This window comes from Streptomyces sp. AK08-02 (assembly GCF_033795085.1).
Classification (GTDB): Bacteria; Actinomycetota; Actinomycetes; order Streptomycetales; family Streptomycetaceae; genus Streptomyces; species Streptomyces echiniscabiei.
Window position 1 is genome coordinate 44,764 of record NZ_JARAZV010000007.1, and the last position, 25,440, is coordinate 70,203.

Genomic DNA, 25,440 nt, shown 5'->3' on the forward strand with positions numbered 1-25,440 from the left:
CGGTCCACAGTTGCGCCCGCCGACCCTTGACCGGCGTCGGGGGAGCGGTGTAGACATGCCGCCATCAGATGTTTACGTAAACATAACAGCCGGTGGACCTCTCGTGGAGGTCTTGCGGGGAGAGATGTTTACGTAAACATCGGGGCGGCGGCGGACCAGCGCCGGTTCCGAGACGGACGAGCGAGGCACGACAATGACGACCCTAGAACCACCGGTGGCCGCTGAGCGTGCCCCGGCCCGGCCCGCGGCGAAGAGGGACCGCCGCTCTTGGACGGGATGGGGGTTCATAGGCCCGTTCGTGGCGGTGTTCGCCCTCGTCTTCCTGGCACCCATCGGATACTCGATCTACCTCAGCCTCTTCAGGGACCAGCTGATCGGCGGTACGAGTTTCGTCGGCCTGGACAACTACACGCAGGCCCTCAAGGACGACCAGTTCTGGAACTCCCTGACCCGAGTGTCGCTGTTCCTGGCGATACAGGTGCCGATCATGCTCGGCATCGCCCTGCTGATCGCCCTCGCGCTGGACAGCGGACGCCTCTACGGCAAGGACTTCTTCCGCATCGCGATCTTCCTGCCGTACGCGGTGCCCGCCGTGGTCGCCACCCTGATGTGGGGCTTCATGTACGGCACCAAGTACGGCCTGGTGGGTGACATCAACAGCGCGTTCGGCGTCACGCTGCCCGATCCGCTCTCCAGCGACCTGGTCCTGGCGTCGATCGGCAACATCGTGACGTGGGAGTTCATCGGCTACAACATGCTGATCTTCTACTCCGCGCTACGGGTCATCCCGCTCTCGCTCTACGAGGCCGCGGAGATCGACGGCGCCGGTCAGTTCCGCATCATCACGGCCATCAAGCTCCCCGCGATCCGCGGTGCCCTCGTCATCGCGACGATCTTCTCGATCATCGGCAGCTTCCAGCTCTTCAACGAGCCGGCCATCCTGCGGCCACTGGCACGCAACGCCATCACGACCGACTTCACCCCGAACTTCTACACGTACTCGCTGTCCTTCAACGGCCAGCAGCACAACTACTCCGCGGCGGTCGCCATCATCATGGGCCTGATCACCATGGTCATCGCCTACGTCGTGCAGCTCCGCGGCATGCGCAAGGGAGCCTGAACCATGAGCAGCTCCGTCACCACCACCTCCCCGGACGCATCCGCGCAGGCCACCGGCAGTTCGAAGGGCGCGGCCCGACTCCGCACCCGCAAGCAGCACAGCCCCGGCCGGCCCAAGCGCAGCATCCTGCTCACCGTGCTCACCGGCCTGATCCTCGTCTACACGGTCGTGCCGCTGATCTGGCTGGTCATCAGCGCCACCAAGACCCAGGACGGGCTGGCCGGCTCGTCCGGAATGTGGTTCAGCAGCGACTTCGCCCTCTGGCAGAACGTCCACGACACGTTCACGTACCACGACGGCATCTTCGTCCGCTGGCTGCTGAACACCCTGCTGTACGTCGTGCTCGGCGCCGGTGGCGCCACCCTGCTGGCGATCCTCGGCGGCTACGCGCTGGCGAAGTTCACCTTCCCGGGGAAGCGCGCCGTGTTCGCCGTGGTCATCGGTGCCGTCGCCGTCCCGGGTACGGCCCTGGCAGTGCCCACGTTCCTGATGTTCAGCAAGATGGGGCTGACCGACACCCCGTGGGCGGTGATCATCCCCTCGCTCGTGTCGCCCTTCGGCCTGTATCTGATGTGGGTCTTCGCGACCGAGGCCATCCCCACCGAACTGATGGAGGCGGCCCGCATCGACGGAGCGGGCGAGATACGCACCTTCTTCCAGGTCGCCATGCCCCTGCTCGCCCCCGGCACCGTCACCGTCCTGCTGTTCACCACGGTCGCGACCTGGAACAACTACTTCCTGCCGCTGATCATGCTGAAGGACCCCAACTGGTACCCGCTGACCCTGGGTCTGGACGCCTGGAACAACCAGGCCCAGACGATCGGCGGCGACGTCGTCACCAACCTGGTGATCACCGGTTCACTGCTCACCATCATCCCGTTGATCGCCGCGTTCCTGCTGCTCCAGAAGTACTGGCAGTCCGGCCTCTCCGCCGGAAGTGTCAAGGAGTGATCCACTCTCAGACCCCACACCCCCCTCGGCTCCACCGCTTTTCACCCTCACACAGCATTCACCCTCACCCCGTCCCACCCACGAAGAAGTGGAAGCACCTCGATGCGTAGAACCACCGGCCGCCTGATGCGCGGCATAACCCTGCTCTCCGTCCTCGCCCTCGGCGCGACCGCGTGCGGCGGCTCCGACGACGACAGCTCGGACCAGAAGGGCGTCTCCGCCGCGGACATCCAGGCGGCCCTCAAGAAGGGCGGCACGGTCAATGTCTGGGCCTGGGAGCCCACGCTGAAGTCGGTCGCCGCCAACTTCGAGAAGAAGTACCCCAAGGTCAAGATCAACCTGGTGGCCGAGCGGTCCGGCGACAAGCACTACACCGCCCTCTCGAACGCCATCGCAGCCAAGAAGGGTGTCCCGGACGTCGCGCAGGTCGAGTACTTCGCGCTGAGCCAGTACTCCCTCACCAAGGGCCTGACCGACCTGGCCCCCTACGGTGCCGACAAGCTCAAGGCCAAGTACACGCCCGGCCCGTGGAACGCCGTGAGCGACGGCGACAAGGTATACGGCCTGCCGATGGACTCGGGCCCGATGGCGATGTTCTACAACAAGAAGGTCTTCGACAAGTACAAGGTCGCGGTCCCGACGACGTGGGACGAGTACGTCGACGCCGCCGCCAAGCTGCACAAGGCCGACCCCAAGGTCTACATCGCCAACGATGCCGGTGACGCGGGCTTCACCACCAGCATGCTGTGGCAGGCCGGTTCGCGCCCCTACAAGGTCGACGGCACCAAGGTGTCGGTCAACTTCGACGACGCGGGCGCCAAGAAGTACACGGACACCTGGCAGAAGCTCCTCGACCAGAAGCTGGTCTCGCCCATCAACGGCTGGACCGACGACTGGTACAAGGGTCTGGGCGACGGCACCATCGCCACCCTGACCACCGGCGCCTGGATGCCCGCCAACTTCGTCTCCGGTGTCCCGCAGGCCTCCGGCGACTGGCGCGCGGCCCCCATGCCGGCCTGGACCAAGGGCGACAAGGCGAGCGCGGAGAACGGCGGCAGCTCGCTGGCCCTGCCCGAGCTCGGCAAGAACAAGGAACTGGCCTACGCGTTCGTCGAGTACGCCAACGCCGGTGACGGTGTGCAGACCCGTGTCGACGAGGGCGCCTTCCCGGCGACCACCGCGCAGCTCCAGGACCCGGCGTTCCTGAGCAAGAAGTTCGAGTACTTCGACGGCCAGGAGGCGAACAAGATCTTCGCCGACTCCGCCGCCAACGTCGCCAGCGACTGGTCGTACCTGCCCTTCCAGCAGTACGCCAACTCGATCTTCAACGACACCGTCGGCAAGGCCTACATCTCCAGCGAGAAGCTGTCCGCGGGCCTGAAGACCTGGCAGGACGCCTCCATCAAGTACGGCACGGAGCAGGGCTTCACCGTCGAGAAGTAGCAGCTGGGCAGTAGCAGCCGAGGAGCGGCCGGAAAGCGTCAACGCCGGCCGCTCCTCGTACCCCCCGTACCTGGAAGGACCACCATGACCTCCGCCTCCCCGTCCCGTCTGCCGTACGGGCCGGACGGTGACTCCGTGCCCCGTCTCGCGTACGGCGCCGACTACAACCCCGAGCAGTGGCCTCGGGAGGTGTGGGAGGAGGACGTACGGCTGATGCGCGAGGCCGGCGTCAACATCGTCTCGGTGGGGATCTTCTCCTGGGCCCGTATCCAGCCGGACGCGGACTCCTGGGACTTCGGCTGGCTCGACGAGGTCATGGACCTGCTCCACGAGGGCGGGATCGGCGTCGATCTGGCCACCGCGACCGCGTCCCCGCCGCCCTGGCTCACCACGGCGCACCCGGAGATCCTCCCGGTCACCTCCACCGGCGAGACGGTCTGGCCCGGCGCGCGCCAGCACTGGCGGCCCACCTCTCCCGTGTTCCGCAGCCACGCGCTCGGTCTGGTCCGGAAGATGGCGGAACGTTACGCCAACCACCCGGCCCTCGTGGCCTGGCACATCTCGAACGAGCTGGGCTGCCACAACATCTACGACTTCTCGGACGACGCGGCCCACGCCTTCCGCGAGTGGCTGCGCGCCCGCTACACCACCCTCGACGCCCTCAACCACGCCTGGGGCACGGCGTTCTGGTCGCAGCGCTACAGCGACTGGGCGCAGATCCTGCCGCCCAGGCTGGCCGGCTCGCACCCGAACCCGACCCAGCAACTGGACTTCAAGCGGTTCTCCTCGGACGCGCTGAAGGACTACCTGGTCGCGGAGCGGGACATCCTGCGCGAGTACACGCCCGAGGTCCCCATCACCACCAACTTCATGGTGATGGGCGGCACGAAGGGCATGAACTACCCCGACTGGGCGGGCGAGATCGACTTCGTCTCCAACGACCACTACGTCCACCCGGGCCCGCAGGACCGCGACGAGCTGTCCTTCTCCGCCAACCTGACCAGCGGTATCGCGAGCGGCCGTCCCTGGTTCCTGATGGAACACTCCACCAGCGCGGTCAACTGGCAGCACGTCAACGTGGCCAAGCGCCCCGGTGAGCTGGCCCGTGACTCGCTGCTGCACGTCGCGCACGGCGCCGACGCCGTGTGCTTCTTCCAGTGGCGCCAGTCGGCGGCCGGCGCCGAGAAGTACCACTCCGCGATGGTGCCGCACGCCGGCGCCGACAGCGAGGTCTTCCGAGCGGTCGCCGCCCTCGGCCAGACCCTGAAGGATCTGGCGCCGATCGCGGGCTCCGAGCGCGAACCGGCCCGCGTCGGGATCGTGTTCGACTGGGACTCCTGGTGGGCGAGCGAGCAGGACTCGCACCCCACCGCCCTCCTCGACTACCGCCAGGAGGGGCTGAACTGGTACTCGGCGCTCCTGACCCTCGGCATCCGCGCCGACGTCGTCACCACGCGAACCGACTTCAGCCGCTACGACGTGCTGATCACCCCGGTCCTGCACATGGTCCCGGCGACGCTCGCCAAGGAGCTGACGCGGTACGCCGAGACGGGCGGCCATCTGATCACCACGTACTTCTCCGGTGTCGTCGACGAGAACGACCACATCTGGCTCGGCGGCTACCCGGGCGCCCTGCGCGACGTACTCGGCATCCGCGTCGAGGAGTTCGGCCCGCTGCTCGAAGGTGAGTCGGTCGAGGTGGACGGCGGCGGCACGGGCACGGTGTGGACCGACCGGATCGACGTGACCGAGTCCGAGGTCGAGGTCCTGGCCCACTACCGCACGGGCACCTACGCGGGCCGACCGGCCGTCACCCGCCGTACGACGGGCGAGGGTTCGGCGTCGTACGTCTCCACGCGCCTGGGCGTCGACGGCCTCGCGGCGCTGCTGCCGGGGCTGCTCGCGCCGGCCGGTGTCGACAGCGAGCTGCCCGAACAGGCCCGTGGGCGCGTCGAGTTGACCGTACGACGGGGCGGCGGGAGCCGGTTCCTGTTCCTGGTGAACCGGAGCGAGGAGGAGATCCCCCTGCCGGGCCTCGACGGAGAGCGGCTGTCCGGCGGTACCGACGCCGACGGTGTGCTCGTCCTCGCGCCGAGGGAAGTCGCCGTACTGCGACAGCCCGCCCACTGAGCGCCACCCCGCACCACCCTGAACTCCCCTGATCCAAGGGGCACACCGTCGTGCCCCGTCCGTACGCACCCGCGTACGGTGCGGGCACGGCGGTCCACCGCAGCGACCACATCTGAGTTGGGAGCACACGTTGGCACGCCGTACCCGCACACGACACCTTCTGGGAGTCGTCGGCATCACCGCCCTGGCCACTTCGGCCGCTCTGGTCAGCGCGCCTTCGCCGGACGCGCAGGCGGCGGCCGAGGCAGCCGTCTCGGCCGTCACCGTCACCCCCGATCCCTCCTACAAGCAGGAGAAGTTCGAGGGCTGGGGCACGAGTCTGGTCTGGTTCGCCAACGCGACCGGCGACTACCCTCCGGCGGTCCGCGAGAAGCTCGCGAAGCTGCTGTTCGGTGACGACGGGCTGGCACTGAACATCGCCCGCTACAACATCGGCGGCGGTAACGCCCCCGACGTGAAGGACTACCTGCGGGCCGGCGGGGCCGTCGAGGGCTGGTGGAAGGCGCCCGCGGGCACCACCCGCACGGACACCGACTGGTGGAGCGCCGACGACGCGGCCGACTGGAACCCGAAGGCGGACAAGACCCAGCGCTGGTGGGTGGACCGCATCAAGAAGGACATCACCCACTGGGAGACGTTCAGCAACTCGCCGCCCTGGTTCATGACCGAGAGCGGCTACGTCTCCGGCAACTTCAACGCCAACGCCGACCAGCTGAAGGCCGATTCGGTCGACGACTTCGCGGCCTACCTGGCGGGGGCGACGAAGCGGCTGGAGAAGGCCGAGGGCATCAAGGTCGACACCGTCGACCCGTTCAACGAGCCCAACACCGGCTACTGGGGCACCAAGCTGGGTGCGGACGGTCAGCCCGTCGGCGGCCGTCAGGAGGGCGCCCACATCGGCCCCGCGCTCCAGGAGAAGGTGCTCGCCGCCCTTGCCCCCGCGCTGAAGAAGGCCAAGGTCAGGTCCGAGATCTCGGCGATGGACGAGACCAACCCGTCCATCTTCGCGAACAACTGGAACTCCTACTCGCAAGGTTCCAAGGACCTCGTCGACCAGATGAACGTCCACACCTACGGCACCGGACAGCGCACCACCGTGCGCGACCTCGCCAAGGCGGCCGACAAGCCGCTGTGGATGAGCGAGGTCGAGGGCGACTGGGGTGACGGGCAGAGCTTCACGGACATGCGTCCGGGTCTCGGCCTCGCCCAGCAGATCGTCAACGACCTGCGTGAACTGGAGCCCCAGGCCTGGGTGTTCTGGCAGCCGGTCGAGGACTACGACAACATGAAGCCCGGCGGCGAGTCCGCCAAGGGCGGCAACTGGGGCAGCGTCCAGCTCTCGTTCAGCTGCAAGAAGACGGACACGCTGGCGTCCTGCCCGATCTACACGAACACCAAGTTCGACACCGCCCGCAACTTCACGCACTTCATCAAGCCGGGCGACAAGCTGATCAAGGTGGACGACACCTCCAGCGCCGCCGCCGTGACCAAGGACGGCAAGGGCGCCTCGCTCGTCCACGTCAACTCCACCACCGCGGCCCGTGACGTCACCATCGACCTCTCCAAGTTCCGCACCATCAAGGGCAACGCGACCGTCACGCCGACCGTGACCAGCGCCGACGGCAAGCTCAAGCAGCAGGCCCCGGTCAAGGTCGTCGACGGCAGGGCCACGTACACCGTCCCCGCCCAGTCGGTGACCTCCTTCGCCATCAAGGGTGTCTCCGGCGTCGCGAAGAACGCCGGTCTGTTCACCAAGGGCCACTCCTACACGCTGACCGGCGTGCAGAGCGGCAAGGCCGTGACCGTCGCCGCCAACGGCAAGAGCCTGGTGATCGGCTCGGCCAACGGCACGGTCGCGCAGAACTGGCAGCTCGACGCCCGGCACGGCGACAAGGGCGCCCGCCAGCGGTACGTGTTCGCCAACCCGGCCGAGGGCAAGCGCCTCGCCGTCCGCGACAACGTCCCCGTGGTGGAGCCCGACACGGGCAAGCGGGATCCGGCCACCGAGTGGATCATGTCGACCACAGGTGACCAGACGTGGACCCTGATCAACGTGGCCACCGGACGCCTGCTGGAGGTCGGCGGCCAGGCGACCAACGAGGGTGCCGCCGTCACCACCTGGATGGCCAACTCCGGCTCGAACCAGCGCTGGCGGGTCACGGACGTGACCGACCGGAGCTGACCCGGTAGTCCATCCTCGAAGGCCGCCTTCGCGTGAACCGATCCTGGTTCACGCGAAGGCGGCCTTCGCCGTGCCCGGCCGGTTCGGCCGGGCCGCCCACACCGTCCGCAGCACGCGCGGAGGACAGCCCGCAACCCTCTCGCAACGTCCCACGCGCTCCACTGGGGCGGTGAAGATGCCCGAGGAGAGCCCGCGCGTCGAACTGACCCCGGCCGCCGTCGAACTGCTGCGGCGGCTGCACGGGGCGCACGGCCCGCTGATGTTCCACCAGTCCGGCGGCTGCTGCGACGGCAGCGCCCCCATGTGCTACCCGGCGGGCGAGTTCCGGACCGGCGGCTCCGACGTACTGCTCGCCGAACTGTTGGTCGAAGGTGTCCCCGAACCGGTGACGTTCTGGATGTCGCGCAGCCAGTACGAGGTGTGGGCCCACACCCGGTTGATCGTGGACGTCGTACCCGGCCGGGGCAGCGGGTTCTCGCTGGAGGCACCCGAAGGTGTTCGCTTCCTGATCCGCTCCCGGCTGGTCAACACGTAGCCTCTCGCACGCCCCGCGCGGCTCATCGTCACCTGTCGCGATCCCCTTGCGCCCTGCCACAGTTGACGGGACTTCAGGGGGGGGCTGAATGCGTGGCAGCGGACGGTTCAGAACGGGCAGAGCGGCGGTCTCGGCGGTCTCGGTATTCGGAATGCTGGCCGGCACGGCCCTGACAGGGGCGGCACCGGCCAGCGGCGCGCCGAAAGCCCACCAGGTCGCGCCGGGCGTGCGCTACGCCCAGTTCGACATCGTGGCGGCCAGGGGGGTGACCCACGCCCATCTGCTGAGCGTCGACCTCGGCAACGCACGGGTGCGGGTCAACCTGCTCTACGCGGGGGCGGTGGCGGCACGGGCCGCCGTCTCCAGGATGGCCGACGCCAAGGGCGCCGTGGCGGGCGTCAACGGCGACTTCTTCAACATCAGCGAGGTCCAGCATCCAGGGGTTCCGGCCACGGGCGCCTCCGTGGGCCCGGCGATCGTGAGCGGCGTGGTGCTGAAGGCGTCGGTGCCGAACGGTCAGCGCTTCGGTCCCTCGATGCCGCCCGGTGTCACCACCAGGGCCGTCCTCGGCGTGGGCACCGACAGAAGGGCCCGGCTGGACAACCTCGCCCTGTCGGGCAGCGTCGGCACGCCCGTGGGACGGTTCACGCTCGGCGGGCTCAACCAGTACGCGCTGCCGCTGGGTTCCATCGGCGCGTTCACCCAGGCCTGGGGCGGTGTCTCCCGGGCCCGGGCGGTGTGCGGCACGGACACGGACCGGGCCGCGCCGTGCAGTACGGACACCTACGAGGTGACGGTGCGGCGTGGCAGGGTCGTACGGACGGCGAACTCACCCGGAGGTGGTGCCATCGCCGCCAACACCACGGTCCTGGTGGGCCGGGAGGCGGGCGCGCGGCAACTGCGGAAGCTGTCGGTCGGCGCTTCGGTCACGGTCAGAAGCCGCCTCGTGGCGGCCACGAGCCGCATCCCGTACCGCTTCGCCCTCGGCGGCTACCCGGTGCTGAAGGACGGCCGTGCGCTGACCGGCCTCGACAACAACACCGCCGCCGTACGCACCGCCGCGGGCATCGCGAACGGCGGGCGCAAGCTCCTGCTGCTCGCGGTGGACGGTGCGCCACAGTACCGCAGCGGGCTGACGGTCGCCGAAGTCGCGGCCACCATGCGGAAGTTGGGTTCGGTCGATGCCTTCAACCTGGACGGCGGCGGCTCCACGACCTTCGTCACCAGAGCGCCGGGAGCCGGCCGGGTCACCGTGCGCAACCATCCGACCGGCGGTGCCGAGCGGCCCGTACCGAACGCCATCGGAGTCTTCATGACGTCCTGAGGCCCCGACCGCGTGCCGTCAGGGCTTGAGGCTGCTCACGATGTCCGCCGTCGCCGTGAGCCCGCTGTGGATGGTCGGTGCCACGTTCGTGCTCGCCAGATAGAAGCCGAGCAGGACACAGACCACGGCGTGGGAGGGCTTCAGCGCACCGTTGCGCAGGAAGACCACCGCCAGGATCAGGAGCAGCACCACCACAGAGATGGAAATGGCCATCGTCGAACCTCCTCCGCCACGCCCACTTCGCGGCTTTCGGCCGCAAGTGTGGCGTAGTGGAGGGTTCGTCCGTGCGGCTGACATGACGGCCGAACGTGTGGTCTCTCGGGAAAGCCCGCCCGGTCGGGGCGGGCTTTCCCTGTGCTTCCCTCAGGGGTACGTCAGGGGGCGCGCAGGTCGACCAGTTCGGCCAGCGCCGCCCGGTGGGCGCCCGCCGTGCCGTACGCGATGGAGTCGGCCTTCGCCCGCTTCAGGTACAGGTGGACCGGGTGTTCCCAGGTCATACCGATCCCGCCGTGCAGCTGCAGCGCCTCCTCGGCCGCGTGGACGGCGACGGGGGCCGCGTAGGCCTGGGCGACGGCGACCGCCACGTCGGCGTCGTCGCCGTTCGCCAGGGCGTCGGCCGCGTTGCGGGCGGCTGCGCGCAGGTTGACGACCTCCAGCCACAGCTGGGCGAGCCGGTGCTTGAGCGCCTGGAAGCCGCCGACGGGCCGGTTGAACTGCTTGCGCTCCTTGAGATAGCGCACTGTCTCGGTCAACGTCCATTCCGCGAGGCCGAGTTGCTCGGAGGCGAGCAGTCCGGCGCCGGCCCGCAGGGCGCGGCGTACGGCGGGTTCGGCGTCGCCGAGAAGGCGGCCCGGCGCCCCGTCCAGGGCGATCTTCGCCACCGGCCGGGTCAGGTCGAGGGACACCTGTGGTGTGACGGTGGCCGCGGCGGCGTCCACCGCGTACAGGCCGCCGTCGTCGGCGGGCACCAGCAGTACGTCGGCGACGGACGCGTCCGCGATGCCGGTCAACTGCCCGTGCAGGCCGCCGTCCTCGAACCGTACGACGTCGTAGGCGCTCCCGGCGGGAACGCTCAGGGAGACCGCGAGGGCGCCGATCGTCGTCCCGGACGCCAGCTGGGACAGCAGGTCGTCGGTCCCGCACTCCAGCAGCGCCTCGGTGGCGACGACGGCGCTGGTCAGATACGGGACGGGTGCGACCGCACGCCCCAACTCCTCCAGGACGACGGCGACTTCCCGGTGCGTGGCGCCCTGACCGTCCAGTTCCTCGGGGACGAGCAGGCCCGCGAGGCCCATTCCTTCGGTGAGGGCCTTCCAGAGCGGGATGTCGTGCGGGGCGTCCGACTCGACGCGCGCGATCACGCCCGCCGGGTCGCAGTGGTCGGCCAGCAGGTCGCGGACGGCCGCGCGGAGGGCGTCCTCCTCCTCCGAGTACAACAGGTCGGGCTGTGTGCTCATCGGGCGAGGTCCTTCCAGGCGACGTCCTTGTCGGTGCGCGGTTCGCTGGGCAGGCCCAGGACCCGTTCGGCGACGATGTTCAGCAGGACCTCGCTGGTCCCGCCCTCGATGCTGTTGCCCTTGGAGCGGAGGTAGCGGTAGCCGGCGTCACGGCCGACGAAGTCCACCAGCTCGGGTCGGCGCATGGTCCAGTCCTCGTACAACAGGCCTTCCTCGCCGAGGAGTTCGACCTCCAGGCCGCTGATCTCCTGGTTGAGACGGGCGAAGGAGAGCTTCAGGCCGGAGCCCTCCGGGCCGGGCTGGCCGGCGACGAGCTGCTGGCGGGTCCGCTCGCCCGTGAGCCGGGCCACCTCGGCCTCCACCCACAGCTTCAGCAGCCGCTGGTGCAGATCGTGGGTGCGCAGTCCGGGGCGTTCACGCCATGTCCTGGCGACGGGCCCGATCATGCCGCCCTCGCGCGGGATGCGCATACCGCCGATGGCCACGCGCTCGTTGTTCAGCGTGGTCTGCGCGACCCGCCAGCCGTCGCCGACCTCGCCGAGGCGATGGGCGTCCGGGATGCGGACGTCGGTCAGGAACACCTCGTTGAACTCGGCCTCGCCGGTGACCTGCCGCAGCGGCCGTACGTCGACGCCCGGGTCGGTCATGTCGCAGAGGAAGTAGGTGATGCCTTTGTGCTTGGGCAGGTCCGGGTCGGTGCGCGCGATGAGGATGGCCCAGCGGGCGAGATGGGCGCTGGACGTCCACACCTTCTGCCCGTTGACGATCCACTCTCCCCCGTCCGACCGGACGGCCCGCGTGCCGAGCGCGGCGAGATCCGACCCCGCGCCCGGCTCGCTGAAGAGCTGGCACCAGACCTCCTCGCCGGTCCACAGCGGCCGGAGGAACTTCCGCTTCTGCTCGTCCGTACCGAAGCCGAGGATGGTCGGCGCGGCCATGCCCAGTCCGATGCCGATCCGCCGGGGGTCGTTGTCGGGAGCCCCCGCGGCCTGCAACTCGGCGTCCACGACGGCCTGGAGGGCGCGCGGCGCGCCGAGACCGCCCAGCCCTTCCGGGTAGTGCACCCAGGCGAGCCCGGCGTCGAAGCGGGCCTTGAGGAAGTCGAGCCGGTCGGTGTCGGCCGGCGGATGGGCGGCCAGCAACTCACTTGTCAGTCGGGTGAGTTCAGCTGCGTCGGTCATACGGCGGCTCCGTTCTCCAGCGAGGGCAGCACCGCGACCCGGCCGGTGGTGACACCGTCGGCGACACGCTGCACGGCGGCCGCGGCCCCGCCCAGCGGTACGCGCTCGCTCACCAACGGCAGAATCGCGCCCCGGCCGGCCAGCTCGGTGAGCTGGTCGTGGCAGTGCTGGACCAGTTTCGGGTTCTTGGTGTTGTACAGACCCCAGTGCAGGCCCAGGATCGAGTAGTTCTTCACGAGGGCGTGGTTGAGCCCGGGACTGGGAATGGCCCCACTGGCGAAACCGACAACGACGATCCGGCCCTCGAAGGCGACGACCTTCGTGGACTGGGTGTAGGCCTCCCCGCCGACCGGGTCGTAGACCACGTCGACCCCGCGCCCGCCGGTGGCTTCCTTCACCGCCCCGACGACGTTCTCCGTGCGCCGGTCGATGACGACGTCACAGCCCAGCTCACGCGCCACGGCGACCTTGTCGGCCCCGCCGACGACGCCGATGACGGTGGCTCCGGCGGCCTTCCCGAGCTGTACGGCGGCGCTGCCGACCCCGCCCGCGGCGGCGTGCACGAGCAGTGTCTCGCCGGCCTCCAGGGCGGCCCGCCGGTGCAGTCCGAACCAGCCCGTCTGGTAGCCGATGAGAAGGGCCGCGGCCTGAGCGTCGTCCAGCGACTCGGGGGCCGTGAACAGCCCTCGGGAGTCCGCCACGACGTACTCGGCGAAACCGCCGTACGGCAGCACGGGGTTCCCGATCACCCGGCGGCCGTCCTCGGTCTCGCCGCAGATCTCCACCCCGGGAGTGAACGGCAGCGGCGGCTTGATCTGGTACTCCCCGCGGCACATCAGGACGTCCGGGAAGTTGATGGTCGCGGCCCGCACCTTCAGCAGCACCTGCCCCTCGGCGGGCACCGGCCGCTCCACCTCGCCGAGGACCATCGCCTCGCTCGGCTCGCCGTTCTGGTGCACTTGCCATGCCTGCATGGGGGGCCTCCACGGGACTGCGTTCGTCTTGTTCGGCTGACCGGGCTCGACCGCATACTAAGCGGTCGCTTGCAGATCAGGGAACTGTCGAGGACCGGTCCGAGGCAGTCGCGTACGTCACGACCGCTCCCCCTTCGCACGGGCGGGGCGCGCCCGTACGTGCATCCGCTCCCCCTGCGGCCCGAACAGGCTGAGGAACTCCGCGCGCCCCTCCCCCGTCGCCCCGAACCAGTGCGGCACACGGGTGTCGAACTCGGCGGCCTCCCCCGGCCCGAGCACCACGTCGTGCTCGCCGAGCACGAGCCGCAGCCGCCCCGACAGGACGTACACCCACTCGTACCCCTCGTGCGTACGCGGGTCGGGCTCCTGGTCGCTCACCGGCAGGATCACCTTGAACGCCTGGAGGCCGCCCGGCTGCCGGGTGAGCGGGATGTACGTCCGCCCGTGCCGGACGATCGGCTTGGCCCGCACCCGGGGATCGTCGACGGCCGGAGCGCCGACCAGCTCGTCGAGCGCCACGCGATGCGCACGCGCGATCGGCAGGAGCTGCTCCAGGCTGGGGCGCCGCAGTCCCGACTCCAGCCGGGACAACGTACTGACGGAGATCCCCGTGGCCGCCGAGAGTCCGGCCAGGGTCGCCCCCCGCTCCTTACGGATCCTCCGCAGTCGGGGCCCCACCTCGGCGAGGACCTGCTCGGTGGCAGCGTCGTCGTTCGTGACATCCATGCCGATATTGCAGTTTCGGCAAACAGGTTTGTCAATACGGCAGTGGCGGAGCGACGGTCACGGTGGAGGTGGTCACCATGACCCAGGGGTACGACACGGATTCGTACGAGGTTGTCGTCGTCGGAGGCGGCGCGGCCGGGCTCTCGGCCGCACTGGTCCTCGGCCGGGCCCGTTGCCGCACGCTGGTCGTCGACGCCGGCGAGCCGCGCAACGCGCCGGCGGCGCACATGCAGGGCTATCTGTCCCGCGACGGTATGTCACCGGCCGAGTTCCTGGCGGCGGGTCGCGAGGAGATCGCGCGGTACGGGGTGGAGCTGGTCGAAGACAGGGTGGTGGACGTCGCCAAGGGAGAGGACTTCACGCTGACCCTCGCGAGCGGCGACCGTACGGTACGGGCGCGCCGGCTCGTCATGGCGACGGGGCTGCGGGACGAACTCCCCGCCGTGCCGGGCGTCGCCGAGCACTTCGGGCGGGACGTACTGCACTGTCCGTTCTGCCACGGCTGGGAGGTACGGGACCGGGCGTTCGGCGTGCTGGCGTCGACCCCGGCGAGCGTGCACCAGGCGGTGCTGGTCGCCCGGTGGTCGAAGGACGTGACGCTGTTCCTGCACACGGTCGCCGAGGACGAGCTCACCGACGCTGATCTGCGCGGGCTGGCGAGGGCAGGGGTGGCGGTCGTCCCCGGCGAGGTCGCGTGTCTGACGACGGACTCCGGCCGTGTCACCGGCGTACAGCTCGAGAACGGCACGACGTATGCCCGCGACACGGTGTTCGTGGCTCCCCGGGCCGTCCCGCGCAACGCCCTGTTCGAGACCCTGGGCGCCGAACTGACGGAAACCCCGTTCGGTTCGTACCCGACGGTGGACGCGACGGGCCTGACGACCGTGCCGGGTGTCTGGGCGGCGGGGAATGCTGTCGGCTTCGGCGAGCAGGTGATCCACGCGGCGAGCGGCGGCTACCGCGCGGCCACCGCGATAGTGGCGGACCTGGTGCACTTCAGCCCGTCCGGCGCTTGAGGACGAGACCCACGCCCCCAGCCCGTCCGGCGCTTGAGGACAAGACCCGCACCCCCAGCCCGTCCGGCGCTTGAGGACAAGGCCCCCACCCCCAGCCCGTCCGGCGCTTGAGGACAAGGCCCCCACCCCCAGCCCGTCCGGCGCTTGAGGACGAGGCCCCTTCAGGGCCGAAAGGGGGGTCTGGGGGCGCAGCCCCCAGGTTCAGGATGGGACGGGTAGGGGCGGCGGGGGCGAGAAAACCAGGCCCGCGCCCGGATGTGCGTCCGCCACCCCCGTTGCACCATGGCTGCATGCTGCTGACCCGGCTCGCCCATGTGTCCCAGGAGGTCGCCGCCACCTCCGCCCGGTCCCGAAAGATCGCCCTGCTCGCCGAACTCTTCCGGGACGCCGACGCCGACGACGTCCCCATCGTCATCCCGTATCTCGCCGGACGCCTGCCACAGGGGCGGCTCGGGATCGGCTGGAAGGTGCTGGACCAGCAGGTTCCCGGCGCCGTCGAGCCCTCGCTCACCGTGCGGGACGTCGACGCCCGGCTCACGGCGATCGGCGCGGTCGGCGGAGCCGGTTCGCAGGCCGAACGCAGGCGGCTGGTGGGCGAGTTGCTCGCGGCGGCCACCACGGACGAGCAGCGGTTCCTGTTCGCGCTGATCACGGGCGAGGTACGGCAGGGCGCCCTGGACGCGGTGGCCGTCGAGGGCCTGGCGACGGCCACCGACGCACCGCCCGCGGACGTCAGGCGGGCGGTGATGCTCGCGGGGGCGATCCAGCCCGTCGCACAGGCCCTGCTGGCCGACGGGCCGGCGGCCCTCGCCCGCTTCCGGCTCACCGTCGGCCGCCCCGTCCTGCCGATGCTCGCGCACAGCGCCTCCTCGGTGACGGAGGCCGTCGAGAAGCTCGGTGCCTGTGCCGTCGAGGAGAAACTGGACGGCATCCGGGTCCAGGTCCACCGCGACGGCGACGACGTACGGCTCTACACCCGCACCCTCGACGACATCACCGATCGACTGCCGGAACTGACCACTGCGGCAAGGGCGTTGAGAGGTGATCGATTCATTCTGGACGGCGAGGTGATCGCCTTCGACACGGCCGGCCGCCCGCGTTCCTTCCAGGAGACCGCCGGCCGCGTCGGCTCGCGCGTGGACGTGCGGTCAGCGGCCCGGGAGACACCCGTCTCCCCCGTCTTCTTCGACGTGCTCTCGGTCGACGGCCACGATCTCCTCGACCTCCCGTTCGCCGAGCGGCACACGGAGCTGGCCCGGCTGGTCCCCGAGCCGATGCGGGTGCGGCGCCTGCTGGCCGGCGGTCCCGCCGACCTCCCCGCCGCCGAGACGTTCCTCGCCGACACCCTGGCGCGTGGCCACGAGGGCGTCGTGGTCAAGGCCCTCGACGCCCCCTACAGCGCGGGCCGGCGCGGTGCGTCCTGGCTGAAGGTCAAGCCCGTACACACGCTCGACCTGGTGGTGCTGGCGGCCGAGTGGGGTCACGGACGCCGTACCGGCAAGCTGTCCAACCTGCACCTCGCGGCCCGCAACGCCGACGGCTCCTTCGCCATGCTCGGCAAGACCTTCAAGGGCATGACCGACGCGATGCTGACCTGGCAGACCGAGCGGCTCCAGGCGCTGGCCGTGTCGGACGACGGCTGGGTGGTGACCGTACGCCCGGAACTGGTCGTCGAGATCGCCTACGACGGTCTCCAGCGGTCCACCCGCTACCCGGCCGGTGTCACCCTCCGCTTCGCCCGCGTCGTCCGCTACCGCGAGGACAAGACGCCGCAGGAGGCGGACACCGTACAGACCCTGCTGGCCGCGCACCCGGAGGCGACCCGGTGACGGGCAGGGCGCCGGCGAGGGTGCGGCGCAGCGCCGGTCTGCTGCTGTTCCGGCGGGCCGCGACAGATCAGGAGGCCGAGGGGCTGGAGGTGCTCCTTGGGCACATGGGTGGCCCCTTCTTCGCCCGGCGCGATGCCGGGGCCTGGACGATCCCCAAGGGTGAGTACGAGGCCGGCGAGACGGCCTGGGACGCGGCGCGCCGGGAGTTCCGGGAGGAGTTGGGGCTGGCGCCGCCCGAGGGCGAGGCGGTGGCGCTGGGCGAGGTCCGGCAGGCCAGCGGGAAGGTCGTCACGGCGTGGGCGATCGAGGCGGATCTCGATCCGGCGGCCGTGGTGCCGGGCACGTTCCGGATGGAGTGGCCGAGGGGGTCGGGGCGGGAGCGGGAGTTTCCCGAGCTGGACCGGGTGCGGTGGTTCGGCCTCGATGCGGCGCGGGCGGTGATCGTGACGGCACAGGCGGGGTTTCTGGACCGGCTGACGGAGCACTCGGGGCGTTGAGAGAGTGCCGGTGGGTGCCGTACGCGTTGCGGGGCCCTTCGGCGCGCGGGAAGGTCGAAGGACAGCCCTCAAACTGGAGGACGGCAATGCCCATCGCGACGGTGAACCCGGCGAACGGCGAGACGCTTCGGACGTACGACGCCATGGACGGCGAGGAGATCGAACGCAGGCTCAGGGCCGCGGAGGCCGCCTTCCGCACGTACCGCACGACCGGCTTCGCCGAGCGCGCCGGGCTGCTGGGCCGGGCCGCCGGTCTGCTGGACGAGGACCGGGACAGCGTCGCCCGCACCATGACGACCGAGATGGGCAAGCCGGTCACCCAGGCCCGCGCGGAGGCCGCGAAGTGCGCGAAGGCGATGCGCTGGTACGCCGACCACGCCGAGGAACTCCTCGCCGACGAGAAGCCCTCGGACGCCGACATCAAGGACTCCGGCGGTTCCCGCGCCCTGGTCCGTTACCGTCCGCTCGGCCCGGTGCTCGCGGTGATGCCGTGGAACTTCCCGCTCTGGCAGGTGATCCGCTTCGCCGCGCCGGCGCTGATGGCGGGCAATGTGGGCCTGCTCAAGCACGCGTCGAACGTGCCGCAGACCGCCCTCTATCTGGAGGATCTGTTCCGTCGGGCGGGTTACCCCGAGGGCTGCTTCCAGACGCTGCTGATCGGCTCCGGCGCGGTCGAGGACATCCTGCGCGACCCACGGGTGCGGGCGGCCACGCTCACCGGCAGCGAGCCGGCGGGACGCGCGGTGGCGGCCGTCGCCGGGGACGAGGTCAAGAAGACAGTGCTGGAGCTGGGCGGCAGTGACCCGTTCATCGTCCTGCCGTCCGCCGATGTCGAACGGGCCGCGCAGGTCGCGGTGACTGCGCGTGTGCAGAACAACGGGCAGTCGTGCATCGCCGCCAAGCGGTTCATCGTGCACGCGGACGTCTTCGACGCGTTCGCGGAACGCTTCTCGACGGCCATGGCGGCGCTGAAGGTCGGCGATCCGATGGCCGAGGACACGGAGGTCGGGCCGCTCGCGAGTGAGCGGGGGCGCGAGGAGCTAGAGGCGCTGGTCGACGAGGCCGTGGAGAGCGGCGCGACGGTGCTGTGCGGTGGCGAACGTCCGAAGGATCTGCCGGACAACGGCTGGTACTACGCGCCGACCGTCCTCGCCGACGTCACCAGCGAGATGCGCGTTCACCAGGAGGAGACGTTCGGCCCGGTCGCGACCCTGTACCGCGTGGCCGACCTGGAGGAGGCGTTGGCGATCGCCAACGACACGCCTTTCGGGCTCAGCTCGAACGTGTGGACCCGTGACGAGGCCGAGGTGGACCGTCTCGTACGGGATCTGGAGGCGGGCGGCGTGTTCGTCAACGGGATGACCGCGTCCCATCCGGCGTTCCCGTTCGGCGGGGTGAAGCGGTCCGGATACGGGCGCGAGTTGTCCGGGCACGGAATCCGCGAGTTCTGCAACATCACCACGGTATGGCACGGAGCGTGAGCGTTCCGCGGCTACGATCGCCCCTGTGAACCGCGAAGTGACTCTGCCTCTGATCGTCGACGACCGCGGCACGTTGCAGGTTGCCGCCTCCGACGTCAGCAAACTGCTGCGCACGGTCGGCGGTCGCTGGCTGCATCTGGTGGAGGCCGGACAGGACGGCCTCGACGAGGACACGGTGGCCGCCCTCACCATCGAACTCGCCAAGCTGGCCGACCGAATCGACGTGGCCTGCATCGCCCACAGCAGCGGGAGCGCCTCCGGCTGAGGTGAGGGATTCGCCGTGGGGGCGTGGGTTTCGTTCCGTCCGCCGGTCAGCTGTGGCTGGTCGCGCAGTTCCCCGCGCCCCCAGGTGGGGTAGCTCGCCGGCGTTCCAGGTACGGGGCGATTCCAGGGGCGCGGGGCTGTGACATTTGCGGCTCCGCCGCGTGGGCGCGACCAGCCCCCACGGCCCGCAGCCGACGTACTACCGAATCGGCATCCCCGACAGGGTCCGCGCGATCACCAACCGCTGGATCTCGCTCGTACCCTCGAAGATCGTGTAGATCGCCGCGTCCCGGTGCATCCGCTCCACCGGATACTCCCGCGTGTACCCGTTACCCCCGAGTATCTGAATCGCCTGCCCGGTGACCTTCTTCGCCGTCTCGCTCGCGAACAGCTTGGACATCGACCCCTCCGCCGCGGTGAACGGCTTCCCGCTGATCGCCATCCACGACGCCCGCCACGTCAGCAGCCGCGCCGCGTCGATGGACGTACGCATGTCGGCGAGCTGGAAGGCGACCCCCTGGTTGTCGATGATCGGGCGGCCGAACTGCTCACGGGTCTTCGCGTAGTCGAGGGCGACCTCGTACGCGGCCCGGGCGGTACCCACGGCCATCGCGGCCACCGCGGGGCGGCTCGCCTCGAACGTGGCCATCGCGGCGTTCTTCACCCGCTCGCCGCCGGACTTGGCCCGCTCACGGGCCCGGGCGAGGCGCTCGTCGAGCTTCTGCTTGCCGCCGAGGAGGCAGGAGCCGGGGACGCGGACGTTCTCCAGGACGACCTCGGCGGTGTGCGAGGCGCGGATGCCGTGCTTCTTGAACTTCTGGCCCTGGGACAGGCCGGGCGTGTTCGGCGGGACGATGAAGGAGGCGTGGCCCTTGGAGCCCAGCTCGGCGTCGACCACGGCGACGACGACGTGGACGTTGGCGATGCCGCCGTTGGTCGCCCAGGTCTTCGTGCCGTTGAGGACCCACTCGTTCTTGGCCTCGTCGTACACGGCGCGGGTGCGCATGGAGGCGACGTCGGAGCCGGCGTCGGGCTCGGAGGAGCAGAAGGCGGCGACCTTGACATCGTTGGCGTCGCCGTACATCTGGGGTATCCAGGTGCCGATCTGCTCCTCGGTGCCGTTGGCGAGGACGCCCACGGCCGCGAGGCCGGTGCCGACGATGGAGAGGGCGATGCCCGCGTCACCCCAGAAGAGCTCCTCCATGGCCATCGGGATGCCGAGGCCGGTGGGGTCGAAGTACTGCTGGGCGTAGAAGTCCAGGGAGTAGATGCCGACCTTCGCGGCCTCCTGGATGACCGGCCAGGGGGTCTCCTCGCGCTCGTCCCACTCGGCGGCGGCGGGACGGATCACATCGGCGGAGAACCCGTGGAGCCAGTCACGGACCTCTTTCTGTTCGTCATTGAGCTCCATGGTGAATTCGGCCATGACCCCTCCATCGCTGCACTAGCATGTTACCTAAGGTAACTGGAGTCTGTTACCCGCCGGTAGGAAAAGTCAACTCCCGGACCCGGGTCGGCAACCCGTTCGATGGGCATGGCCCGATCAGTGCTAGTTTGCGCAAGCGTCACCGAATTCAGCACGGGTGGGGAGAGACCATGGACACCACGCAGCAGACCGATCAGCAGCGGTCCGCCGACCGCCGCAGGCGCGAGCTGCTGGAAGCCGCCGACCGAGTGGTGCTCCGCGACGGCCCCGGCGCCTCGATGAACGCCATCGCCGCCGAGGCGGGCATCACCAAACCGATCCTCTACCGGCACTTCGGCGACAAGGGCGGACTGTACGCCGCTCTGGCCAAACGGCACACCGACGCCCTGCTCAACTCGCTGCGTGCCGCGCTGGACGCTCCGGCGGAGCGGCGGGAGCGGGTGGAGGCCACGCTGGACGCCTATCTCGCGGCGATCGAGGCGCGACCCCAGGTGTACCGGTTCCTGATGCACCCCGGGGACAGCGTGTCACCCGGCGATCCCGGGTTCGATGTGCGGAAGCACTCGCTGCCGTTGCTGCGGCTGATGGGCGAGGAGTTGGCCCAGGTGATCGAGGACCGACTGGACCTCGGGCCCGGCAGCCAGCAGTTGGCTCGGGTGTGGGGGCACGGGATAGTCGGGATGATGCACGCGGCGGGAGACTGGTGGCTGGGTGAACGGCCCTGTTCCCGGGCCGAGTTGGTGCGGAGTCTGGCTGATTTGCTGTGGGGGCGGTTGGCTGCCGCCGGGGATCGCGTGGGGGGTCCGGGGTTCTGAGGGTTGAGTGTTGACTGCCGGCCCGTGAGGGCTGGTCGCGCAGTTCCCCGCGCCCCTAGGTATCTCCCCTCGCCCCATTCCAAGACGCTCGGGCTGCTTGTCGCATTAGCCTCTTGTGGCGCCAGCCCGTCAATCGGTCCGCGTAGGTCTTGCCTGCCAAGTGGTCGATCTCGTGCTGGAGGCATCTCGCGAAGAACCCCGTTCCCGCGATCCTCACCGGATCCCCCGTCACCGTGAAACCCTCGACCACCGCCTCGTCGTATCGCTCCGTGCCCGCTTCCAGGCCCGGGAGGGACAGGCAGCCCTCGGGGCCCCGCAGCACCAGATCGTCGGTTTCCACGAGGCGGGGGTTGACCACATGGCCCACGTGACGGACGTCATCGTCGTCGGGGCAGTCGTATACGAAGACCTTCAGGGACCTGCCGATCTGGTTCGCGGCGAGGCCCACGCCCTGGGCGGCGTACATTGTCGCGAACATGTCCTCGACGAGCGCGGCGAGTTCGGCGTCGAAGTGTGTGACTTCCGCGCAGGGGCTGTGCAGAACGGGGTCTCCGAGCAGTGCCAGGGGGCGGACGCGCCCCCGGGTACCCGGGATGGAGGCTGGTCGCATGGCCGCAAGGGTACGGTCACCCTTGTCGCGCGGGCGCCGTGGTGGTGCCGCGATGCGGATCTCGTGAACGGATCTCGATAGGCTGAGGTCCACACCACGTGGCCGGAGGCACAGGCGCGGCGCGTACGCAAGGAGGATCGAGATCTGATGGCAGGCAACTCGGACCCGCTCACTCCGCGGGCCAAGCTGGCAGTGACGGCCGGCAAGGCCGTTGCGGCGGCATCGCGTGCGGCAGGGCGCGGCAGCGGGTCGGTGATCGGTGGCAAGGTAGCCCTCAAACTCGACCCCGACCTCCTCGCCCGGCTCGCCCAGCACCTGGACGTCATCCTGGTCTCGGCCACCAACGGCAAGACCACGACCACGCGGCTCATCGCGGAGGCCCTGCGCGCCGCCGGACCGGTCGTGTCGAACGCGCTCGGCGCCAACATGCCCGCAGGCATCACCTCGGCGCTCGCGGGCGGCTCGGACGCCAAGTTCGGGGTCATCGAGGTCGACGAGAAGTACCTCGCCGGCGTCGCCCGGGACACGGACCCCAAGTGCATCGCGCTTCTCAACCTCTCCCGCGACCAGCTCGACCGCGCCGCCGAGACCCGCATGCTCGCCGAGAACTGGCGTGAGGGGCTCGCCGGTTCGAAGGCCGTGATCGTCGCCAACGCCGACGACCCGCTGATCGTGTGGGCCGCCTCCTCCTCACCCAACGTGATCTGGGTCGCCGCCGGTCAGATGTGGAAGGACGACGCCTGGTCCTGCCCGTCCTGCGGTGGTGTGATGCAGCGCCCCGGCGACGACTGGTTCTGCGGTCAGTGCGGTTTCCGCCGTCCGACGCCGAGTTGGGCACTGTCCGGCGACCACGTGCTCGACCCGCACGGGTCCGCCTGGCCGATCCGTCTCCAACTGCCGGGGCGGGCCAACAAGTCCAACGCGGCCGCCTCCGCCGCTGTCGCCGCCGTGTTCGGCGTACCGCCGCAGGTCGGCCTGGAGCGCATGTACCAGGTGCAGGCCGTGGCCGGACGGTACGACGTCGTGCAGTTCATGCAGCGCGATCTGCGGCTGCTGCTCGCCAAGAACCCGGCCGGCTGGCTGGAGACCTTCTCCCTGATCGACCCGCCGCCGACCCCGGTCATCCTCTCCGTGAACGCGCGGGGCGCCGACGGCACCGACACCTCCTGGCTGTGGGACGTCGACTACACGCAGCTCACCGGTCACCCGATCTTCGTCATCGGCGACCGCAAGCTCGACCTCGCGGTGCGCCTCGAGGTGGCCAACCAGCACTTCCAGGTCTGCGAGAGCGCCGACCAGGCCGTGCAGATGGCGCCGCCCGGCCGGATCGAGGTCATCGCGAACTACACCGCCTTCCAGGACCTGCGCCGCCGCGTCGGCAACTGACCACTGCCGGCAACCGACCACTGAGGACGATCACTTCATGAGCGACAACCAGCTGCGTCTGGTGTGGATCTACCCGGACCTGCTCAGCACGTACGGCGACCAGGGCAACGCACTCGTCCTGGAGCGCCGGGCGCGGCAGCGCGGCCTCGACGTGGCCCGCCTCGACGTGCGCAGCGACCAGCCGATCCCCACCTCCGGCGACATCTATCTGATCGGCGGCGGCGAGGACCGGCCGCAGCGGCTCGCGGCGGAACGTTTGCGCCGTGACGGCGGTCTGCACCGGGCCGTCGGAAACGGCGCGATCGTGTTCTCCGTGTGCGCCGGGTACCAGATCCTCGGCCACGAGTTCATCAACGACCTCGGTCAGCGCGAGCCCGGCCTCGGGCTCCTCGACGTGGTCTCGGTGCGCGGCGAGGGCGAGCGGTGCGTGGGCGACGTACTCGGGGACATCGACGCCCGCCTCGGCCTGCCGCCGCTCACCGGCTTCGAGAACCACCAGGGCGTCACCCACCTCGGTCCCACGGCGCGCCCGTTCGCGAAGGTGCGGCTCGGCAAGGGCAACGGCACGGGGGACGGCACGGAGGGCGCGTACAACGACACGGTCTTCGGTACGTACATGCACGGGCCCGTGCTCGCCCGTAACCCGCTGATCGCGGACCTGCTGCTGAAGCTGGCCCTCGACGTCAACGCGCTGCCGCCGACCGACGACCGCTGGTACGAGGCGCTGCGCAACGAGCGGATCTCGGCGGCGCAGCAGCCCGCCTGACCTGCGCGCACTCCCACGCCCGCGCCGACCTGTACACCTGCCGTCCGCGTGTGCGTCACCGGCCCGTCTGACGGGGCATCCGCACAGGTGAGCGCCGGTGTCCAGCACGCGGACGGGTGCTACGGCCCTGGTCCCCGCCGCCGGTATGGTGGCGGGGTTCGAGCCGGACAGCGTGGTCCGGTCCCGGCCCACGTGGAGAAGGATTTCGGGCGATGCGCATTGGTGTCCTGACGTCCGGCGGCGACTGCCCCGGCCTGAACGCCGTCATCCGGTCCGTAGTACACCGCGCCGTCGTGGACCACGGTGACGAGGTGATCGGCTTCCGGGACGGCTGGAAGGGCCTCCTGGAGTGCGACTACCTCAAGCTCGACCTCGACGCGGTGAGCGGCATCCTCGCTCGCGGCGGCACCATCCTCGGCTCCTCCCGGGTCCGCCCCGAGCATCTGCGGGACGGCGTGGAGCGGGCCAGGGGCCATGTCGAGGAGCTCGGGCTCGACGCGATCATTCCGATCGGCGGTGAGGGCACGCTCAAGGCGGCCCGGCTGCTGTCCGACAACGGCCTGCCGATAGTCGGTGTCCCGAAGACCATCGACAACGACATCGCGGTCACGGACGTCACCTTCGGCTTCGACACGGCCGTCGGGGTCGCCACGGAGGCCCTGGACCGGCTGAAGACCACCGCCGAGTCCCACCAGCGCGTCCTGATCGTCGAGGTCATGGGCCGCCACACCGGCTGGATCGCCCTGCACTCCGGCATGGCCGCGGGCGCCCACGCCATCGTCGTACCGGAACGCCCCTTCGACATCGAGGAGTTGGCCGCGCGCGTCGGTGAGCGGTTCGCGGCCGGCAAGCGGTTCGCGATCGTCGTCGCGGCAGAGGGGGCGAAGCCCCGCGCGGGCTCGATGGAGTTCGACGAGGGCGGCAAGGACGTGTACGGCCACGAGCGCTTCGCCGGGATCGCCCGGCAGCTCTCCCTGGAGCTGGAGGAGCGGCTCGGCAAGGAGGCGCGGCCGGTGATCCTCGGGCATGTGCAGCGGGGTGGGACCCCCACGGCCTACGACCGGGTGCTGGCCACGCGGTTCGGGTGGCATGCGGTGGAGGCGGTCCACCGGGGCGAGTTCGGGCGGATGACGGCGCTTCGGGGGACGGACATCGTGATGGTGCCGCTGGCGGAGGCCGTCGAAACGCTCAAGACCGTTCCTGACGCTCGGTACGCCGAGGCTGAGTGCGTGCTCTGAGGTTGTTTCTTCGGGTGCGGGTCCGCTGTGGCTTGTCTCGCAGTTCCCCGCGCCCCTTAGAGGCACCTGCCCTGCCCCCGGTTCAAGTC

At 70.1% G+C, this 25,440-nt stretch carries 23 protein-coding genes; 16 read left to right on the top strand and 7 right to left on the bottom strand.

Translation table 11 applies throughout. The features are described from left to right. Positions 1-193: 193 nt before the first annotated feature. The 7 genes from PV734_RS15740 to PV734_RS15770 all read left to right on the top strand — a co-directional run bounded on the left by PV734_RS15740 (position 194) and on the right by PV734_RS15770 (position 9,685). Positions 194-1,120 carry a sugar ABC transporter permease gene (locus PV734_RS15740; protein ID WP_319098294.1) on the top strand — a complete coding sequence of 309 codons (927 nt, stop codon included), beginning with the start codon at positions 194-196 and terminating at the stop codon, positions 1,118-1,120. 3 nt (positions 1,121-1,123) lie between these two features. Beyond that, entirely contained in the window at positions 1,124-2,071 is a 948-nt protein-coding gene (locus tag PV734_RS15745; RefSeq protein WP_319098295.1) for a carbohydrate ABC transporter permease, read from the top strand. A 102-nt stretch (positions 2,072-2,173) separates the two neighbouring features. Then, positions 2,174-3,514 carry a sugar ABC transporter substrate-binding protein gene (locus tag PV734_RS15750; RefSeq protein WP_319098296.1) on the top strand — a complete coding sequence of 447 codons (1,341 nt, stop codon included), beginning with the start codon at positions 2,174-2,176 and terminating at the stop codon, positions 3,512-3,514. Positions 3,515-3,598: 84 nt separating this feature from the next. Further along, complete coding sequence (locus tag PV734_RS15755) at positions 3,599-5,644, top strand: beta-galactosidase (RefSeq protein ID WP_319289949.1); 2,046 nt, start codon at positions 3,599-3,601, stop codon at positions 5,642-5,644. 130 nt (positions 5,645-5,774) lie between these two features. Then, positions 5,775-7,826, top strand: coding sequence for an RICIN domain-containing protein (locus tag PV734_RS15760; protein ID WP_319098298.1), 2,052 nt, complete (start codon positions 5,775-5,777; stop codon positions 7,824-7,826). Between the two features lie 175 nt (positions 7,827-8,001). Continuing rightward, positions 8,002-8,361 (top strand): DUF779 domain-containing protein, encoded by a 360-nt coding sequence (locus PV734_RS15765; protein ID WP_319098387.1) that lies wholly within the window; start codon positions 8,002-8,004, stop codon positions 8,359-8,361. Between the two features lie 151 nt (positions 8,362-8,512). Further along, positions 8,513-9,685: a phosphodiester glycosidase family protein gene (locus PV734_RS15770; protein WP_415924215.1), complete on the top strand. Its 1,173-nt coding sequence runs from the start codon at positions 8,513-8,515 to the stop codon at positions 9,683-9,685. Positions 9,686-9,703: 18 nt separating this feature from the next. On the opposite strand, the gene PV734_RS15775 is transcribed toward PV734_RS15770, so the two are convergent. The 5 genes from PV734_RS15775 to PV734_RS15795 all read right to left on the bottom strand — a co-directional run bounded on the left by PV734_RS15775 (position 9,704) and on the right by PV734_RS15795 (position 14,023). Next, entirely contained in the window at positions 9,704-9,898 is a 195-nt protein-coding gene (locus PV734_RS15775) for a hypothetical protein (RefSeq protein WP_319098300.1), read from the bottom strand. 161 nt (positions 9,899-10,059) lie between these two features. Continuing rightward, complete coding sequence (locus tag PV734_RS15780; RefSeq protein ID WP_319289951.1) at positions 10,060-11,142, bottom strand: acyl-CoA dehydrogenase family protein; 1,083 nt, start codon at positions 11,140-11,142, stop codon at positions 10,060-10,062. Beyond that, positions 11,139-12,323, bottom strand: coding sequence for an acyl-CoA dehydrogenase family protein (locus tag PV734_RS15785; RefSeq protein WP_319098304.1), 1,185 nt, complete (start codon positions 12,321-12,323; stop codon positions 11,139-11,141). The genes PV734_RS15780 and PV734_RS15785 overlap by 4 nt, the downstream gene beginning before the upstream one ends. Then, the gene (locus PV734_RS15790; protein ID WP_319098305.1) at positions 12,320-13,297 is read right to left on the bottom strand and encodes an NADPH:quinone oxidoreductase family protein; all 978 of its coding nucleotides are present in this window, start codon (positions 13,295-13,297) and stop codon (positions 12,320-12,322) included. Before PV734_RS15790 ends, PV734_RS15785 begins: the two co-directional genes overlap by 4 nt. A gap of 117 nt (positions 13,298-13,414) precedes the next feature. Beyond that, positions 13,415-14,023 (bottom strand): XRE family transcriptional regulator, encoded by a 609-nt coding sequence (locus PV734_RS15795; RefSeq protein ID WP_319098306.1) that lies wholly within the window; start codon positions 14,021-14,023, stop codon positions 13,415-13,417. A 62-nt stretch (positions 14,024-14,085) separates the two neighbouring features. Here PV734_RS15795 and PV734_RS15800 point away from each other — a divergent pair, with 62 nt between their 5' ends. The 5 genes from PV734_RS15800 to PV734_RS15820 all read left to right on the top strand — a co-directional run bounded on the left by PV734_RS15800 (position 14,086) and on the right by PV734_RS15820 (position 19,111). After that, positions 14,086-15,039, top strand: a complete 954-nt coding sequence (locus PV734_RS15800; RefSeq protein ID WP_415924216.1) for an NAD(P)/FAD-dependent oxidoreductase — start codon at positions 14,086-14,088, stop codon at positions 15,037-15,039. 290 nt (positions 15,040-15,329) lie between these two features. Then, positions 15,330-16,868, top strand: a complete 1,539-nt coding sequence (locus PV734_RS15805) for an ATP-dependent DNA ligase (RefSeq protein WP_319289955.1) — start codon at positions 15,330-15,332, stop codon at positions 16,866-16,868. Then, positions 16,865-17,365, top strand: a complete 501-nt coding sequence (locus tag PV734_RS15810) for an NUDIX domain-containing protein (RefSeq protein ID WP_319289957.1) — start codon at positions 16,865-16,867, stop codon at positions 17,363-17,365. Before PV734_RS15805 ends, PV734_RS15810 begins: the two co-directional genes overlap by 4 nt. Before the next feature lie 86 nt (positions 17,366-17,451). Beyond that, positions 17,452-18,846 carry an NADP-dependent succinic semialdehyde dehydrogenase gene (locus PV734_RS15815; RefSeq protein WP_319289959.1) on the top strand — a complete coding sequence of 465 codons (1,395 nt, stop codon included), beginning with the start codon at positions 17,452-17,454 and terminating at the stop codon, positions 18,844-18,846. A 25-nt stretch (positions 18,847-18,871) separates the two neighbouring features. Continuing rightward, positions 18,872-19,111, top strand: a complete 240-nt coding sequence (locus tag PV734_RS15820) for a DUF6213 family protein (protein WP_189149781.1) — start codon at positions 18,872-18,874, stop codon at positions 19,109-19,111. A gap of 198 nt (positions 19,112-19,309) precedes the next feature. Here PV734_RS15820 and PV734_RS15825 read toward each other — a convergent pair whose 3' ends face one another. Further along, positions 19,310-20,536 carry an acyl-CoA dehydrogenase family protein gene (locus tag PV734_RS15825; RefSeq protein ID WP_319098316.1) on the bottom strand — a complete coding sequence of 409 codons (1,227 nt, stop codon included), beginning with the start codon at positions 20,534-20,536 and terminating at the stop codon, positions 19,310-19,312. A gap of 170 nt (positions 20,537-20,706) precedes the next feature. Between PV734_RS15825 and PV734_RS15830 the strand changes: the two genes are divergently transcribed. Continuing rightward, entirely contained in the window at positions 20,707-21,351 is a 645-nt protein-coding gene (locus tag PV734_RS15830; RefSeq protein WP_164412533.1) for a TetR family transcriptional regulator, read from the top strand. Between the two features lie 55 nt (positions 21,352-21,406). Here the strand turns inward: PV734_RS15830 and def are convergent, their stop codons facing one another. Then, complete coding sequence (gene def / locus PV734_RS15835; RefSeq protein WP_319098317.1) at positions 21,407-21,961, bottom strand: peptide deformylase; 555 nt, start codon at positions 21,959-21,961, stop codon at positions 21,407-21,409. A 147-nt stretch (positions 21,962-22,108) separates the two neighbouring features. Between def and PV734_RS15840 the strand changes: the two genes are divergently transcribed. The 3 genes from PV734_RS15840 (at position 22,109) to PV734_RS15850 (ending at position 25,351) form a co-directional block, all read left to right on the top strand. Further along, entirely contained in the window at positions 22,109-23,347 is a 1,239-nt protein-coding gene (locus PV734_RS15840; protein WP_319098318.1) for a MurT ligase domain-containing protein, read from the top strand. Positions 23,348-23,384: 37 nt separating this feature from the next. Next, entirely contained in the window at positions 23,385-24,113 is a 729-nt protein-coding gene (locus PV734_RS15845; RefSeq protein WP_319098319.1) for a glutamine amidotransferase, read from the top strand. A gap of 212 nt (positions 24,114-24,325) precedes the next feature. After that, entirely contained in the window at positions 24,326-25,351 is a 1,026-nt protein-coding gene (locus PV734_RS15850) for a 6-phosphofructokinase (RefSeq protein ID WP_319098320.1), read from the top strand. Positions 25,352-25,440 lie beyond the last annotated feature (89 nt).

What these genes read in the sequence shown, in the direction of transcription:
- PV734_RS15740 (WP_319098294.1), top strand. Translation starts at nt 194, where the DNA reads ATGACGACCCTAGAACCACCGGTGGCCGCTGAGCGTGCCCCGGCCCGG.
- PV734_RS15745 (WP_319098295.1), top strand. Translation starts at nt 1,124, where the DNA reads ATGAGCAGCTCCGTCACCACCACCTCCCCGGACGCATCCGCGCAGGCC.
- PV734_RS15750 (WP_319098296.1), top strand. Translation starts at nt 2,174, where the DNA reads ATGCGTAGAACCACCGGCCGCCTGATGCGCGGCATAACCCTGCTCTCC.
- PV734_RS15755 (WP_319289949.1), top strand. Translation starts at nt 3,599, where the DNA reads ATGACCTCCGCCTCCCCGTCCCGTCTGCCGTACGGGCCGGACGGTGAC.
- PV734_RS15765 (WP_319098387.1), top strand. Translation starts at nt 8,002, where the DNA reads ATGCCCGAGGAGAGCCCGCGCGTCGAACTGACCCCGGCCGCCGTCGAA.
- PV734_RS15770 (WP_415924215.1), top strand. Translation starts at nt 8,513, where the DNA reads ATGCTGGCCGGCACGGCCCTGACAGGGGCGGCACCGGCCAGCGGCGCG.
- PV734_RS15775 (WP_319098300.1), bottom strand. Translation starts at nt 9,898, where the DNA reads ATGGCCATTTCCATCTCTGTGGTGGTGCTGCTCCTGATCCTGGCGGTG.
- PV734_RS15780 (WP_319289951.1), bottom strand. Translation starts at nt 11,142, where the DNA reads ATGAGCACACAGCCCGACCTGTTGTACTCGGAGGAGGAGGACGCCCTC.
- PV734_RS15785 (WP_319098304.1), bottom strand. Translation starts at nt 12,323, where the DNA reads ATGACCGACGCAGCTGAACTCACCCGACTGACAAGTGAGTTGCTGGCC.
- PV734_RS15790 (WP_319098305.1), bottom strand. Translation starts at nt 13,297, where the DNA reads ATGCAGGCATGGCAAGTGCACCAGAACGGCGAGCCGAGCGAGGCGATG.
- PV734_RS15795 (WP_319098306.1), bottom strand. Translation starts at nt 14,023, where the DNA reads ATGGATGTCACGAACGACGACGCTGCCACCGAGCAGGTCCTCGCCGAG.
- PV734_RS15805 (WP_319289955.1), top strand. Translation starts at nt 15,330, where the DNA reads ATGCTGCTGACCCGGCTCGCCCATGTGTCCCAGGAGGTCGCCGCCACC.
- PV734_RS15815 (WP_319289959.1), top strand. Translation starts at nt 17,452, where the DNA reads ATGCCCATCGCGACGGTGAACCCGGCGAACGGCGAGACGCTTCGGACG.
- PV734_RS15825 (WP_319098316.1), bottom strand. Translation starts at nt 20,536, where the DNA reads ATGGCCGAATTCACCATGGAGCTCAATGACGAACAGAAAGAGGTCCGT.
- PV734_RS15830 (WP_164412533.1), top strand. Translation starts at nt 20,707, where the DNA reads ATGGACACCACGCAGCAGACCGATCAGCAGCGGTCCGCCGACCGCCGC.
- def (WP_319098317.1), bottom strand. Translation starts at nt 21,961, where the DNA reads ATGCGACCAGCCTCCATCCCGGGTACCCGGGGGCGCGTCCGCCCCCTG.
- PV734_RS15840 (WP_319098318.1), top strand. Translation starts at nt 22,109, where the DNA reads ATGGCAGGCAACTCGGACCCGCTCACTCCGCGGGCCAAGCTGGCAGTG.
- PV734_RS15845 (WP_319098319.1), top strand. Translation starts at nt 23,385, where the DNA reads ATGAGCGACAACCAGCTGCGTCTGGTGTGGATCTACCCGGACCTGCTC.
- PV734_RS15850 (WP_319098320.1), top strand. Translation starts at nt 24,326, where the DNA reads ATGCGCATTGGTGTCCTGACGTCCGGCGGCGACTGCCCCGGCCTGAAC.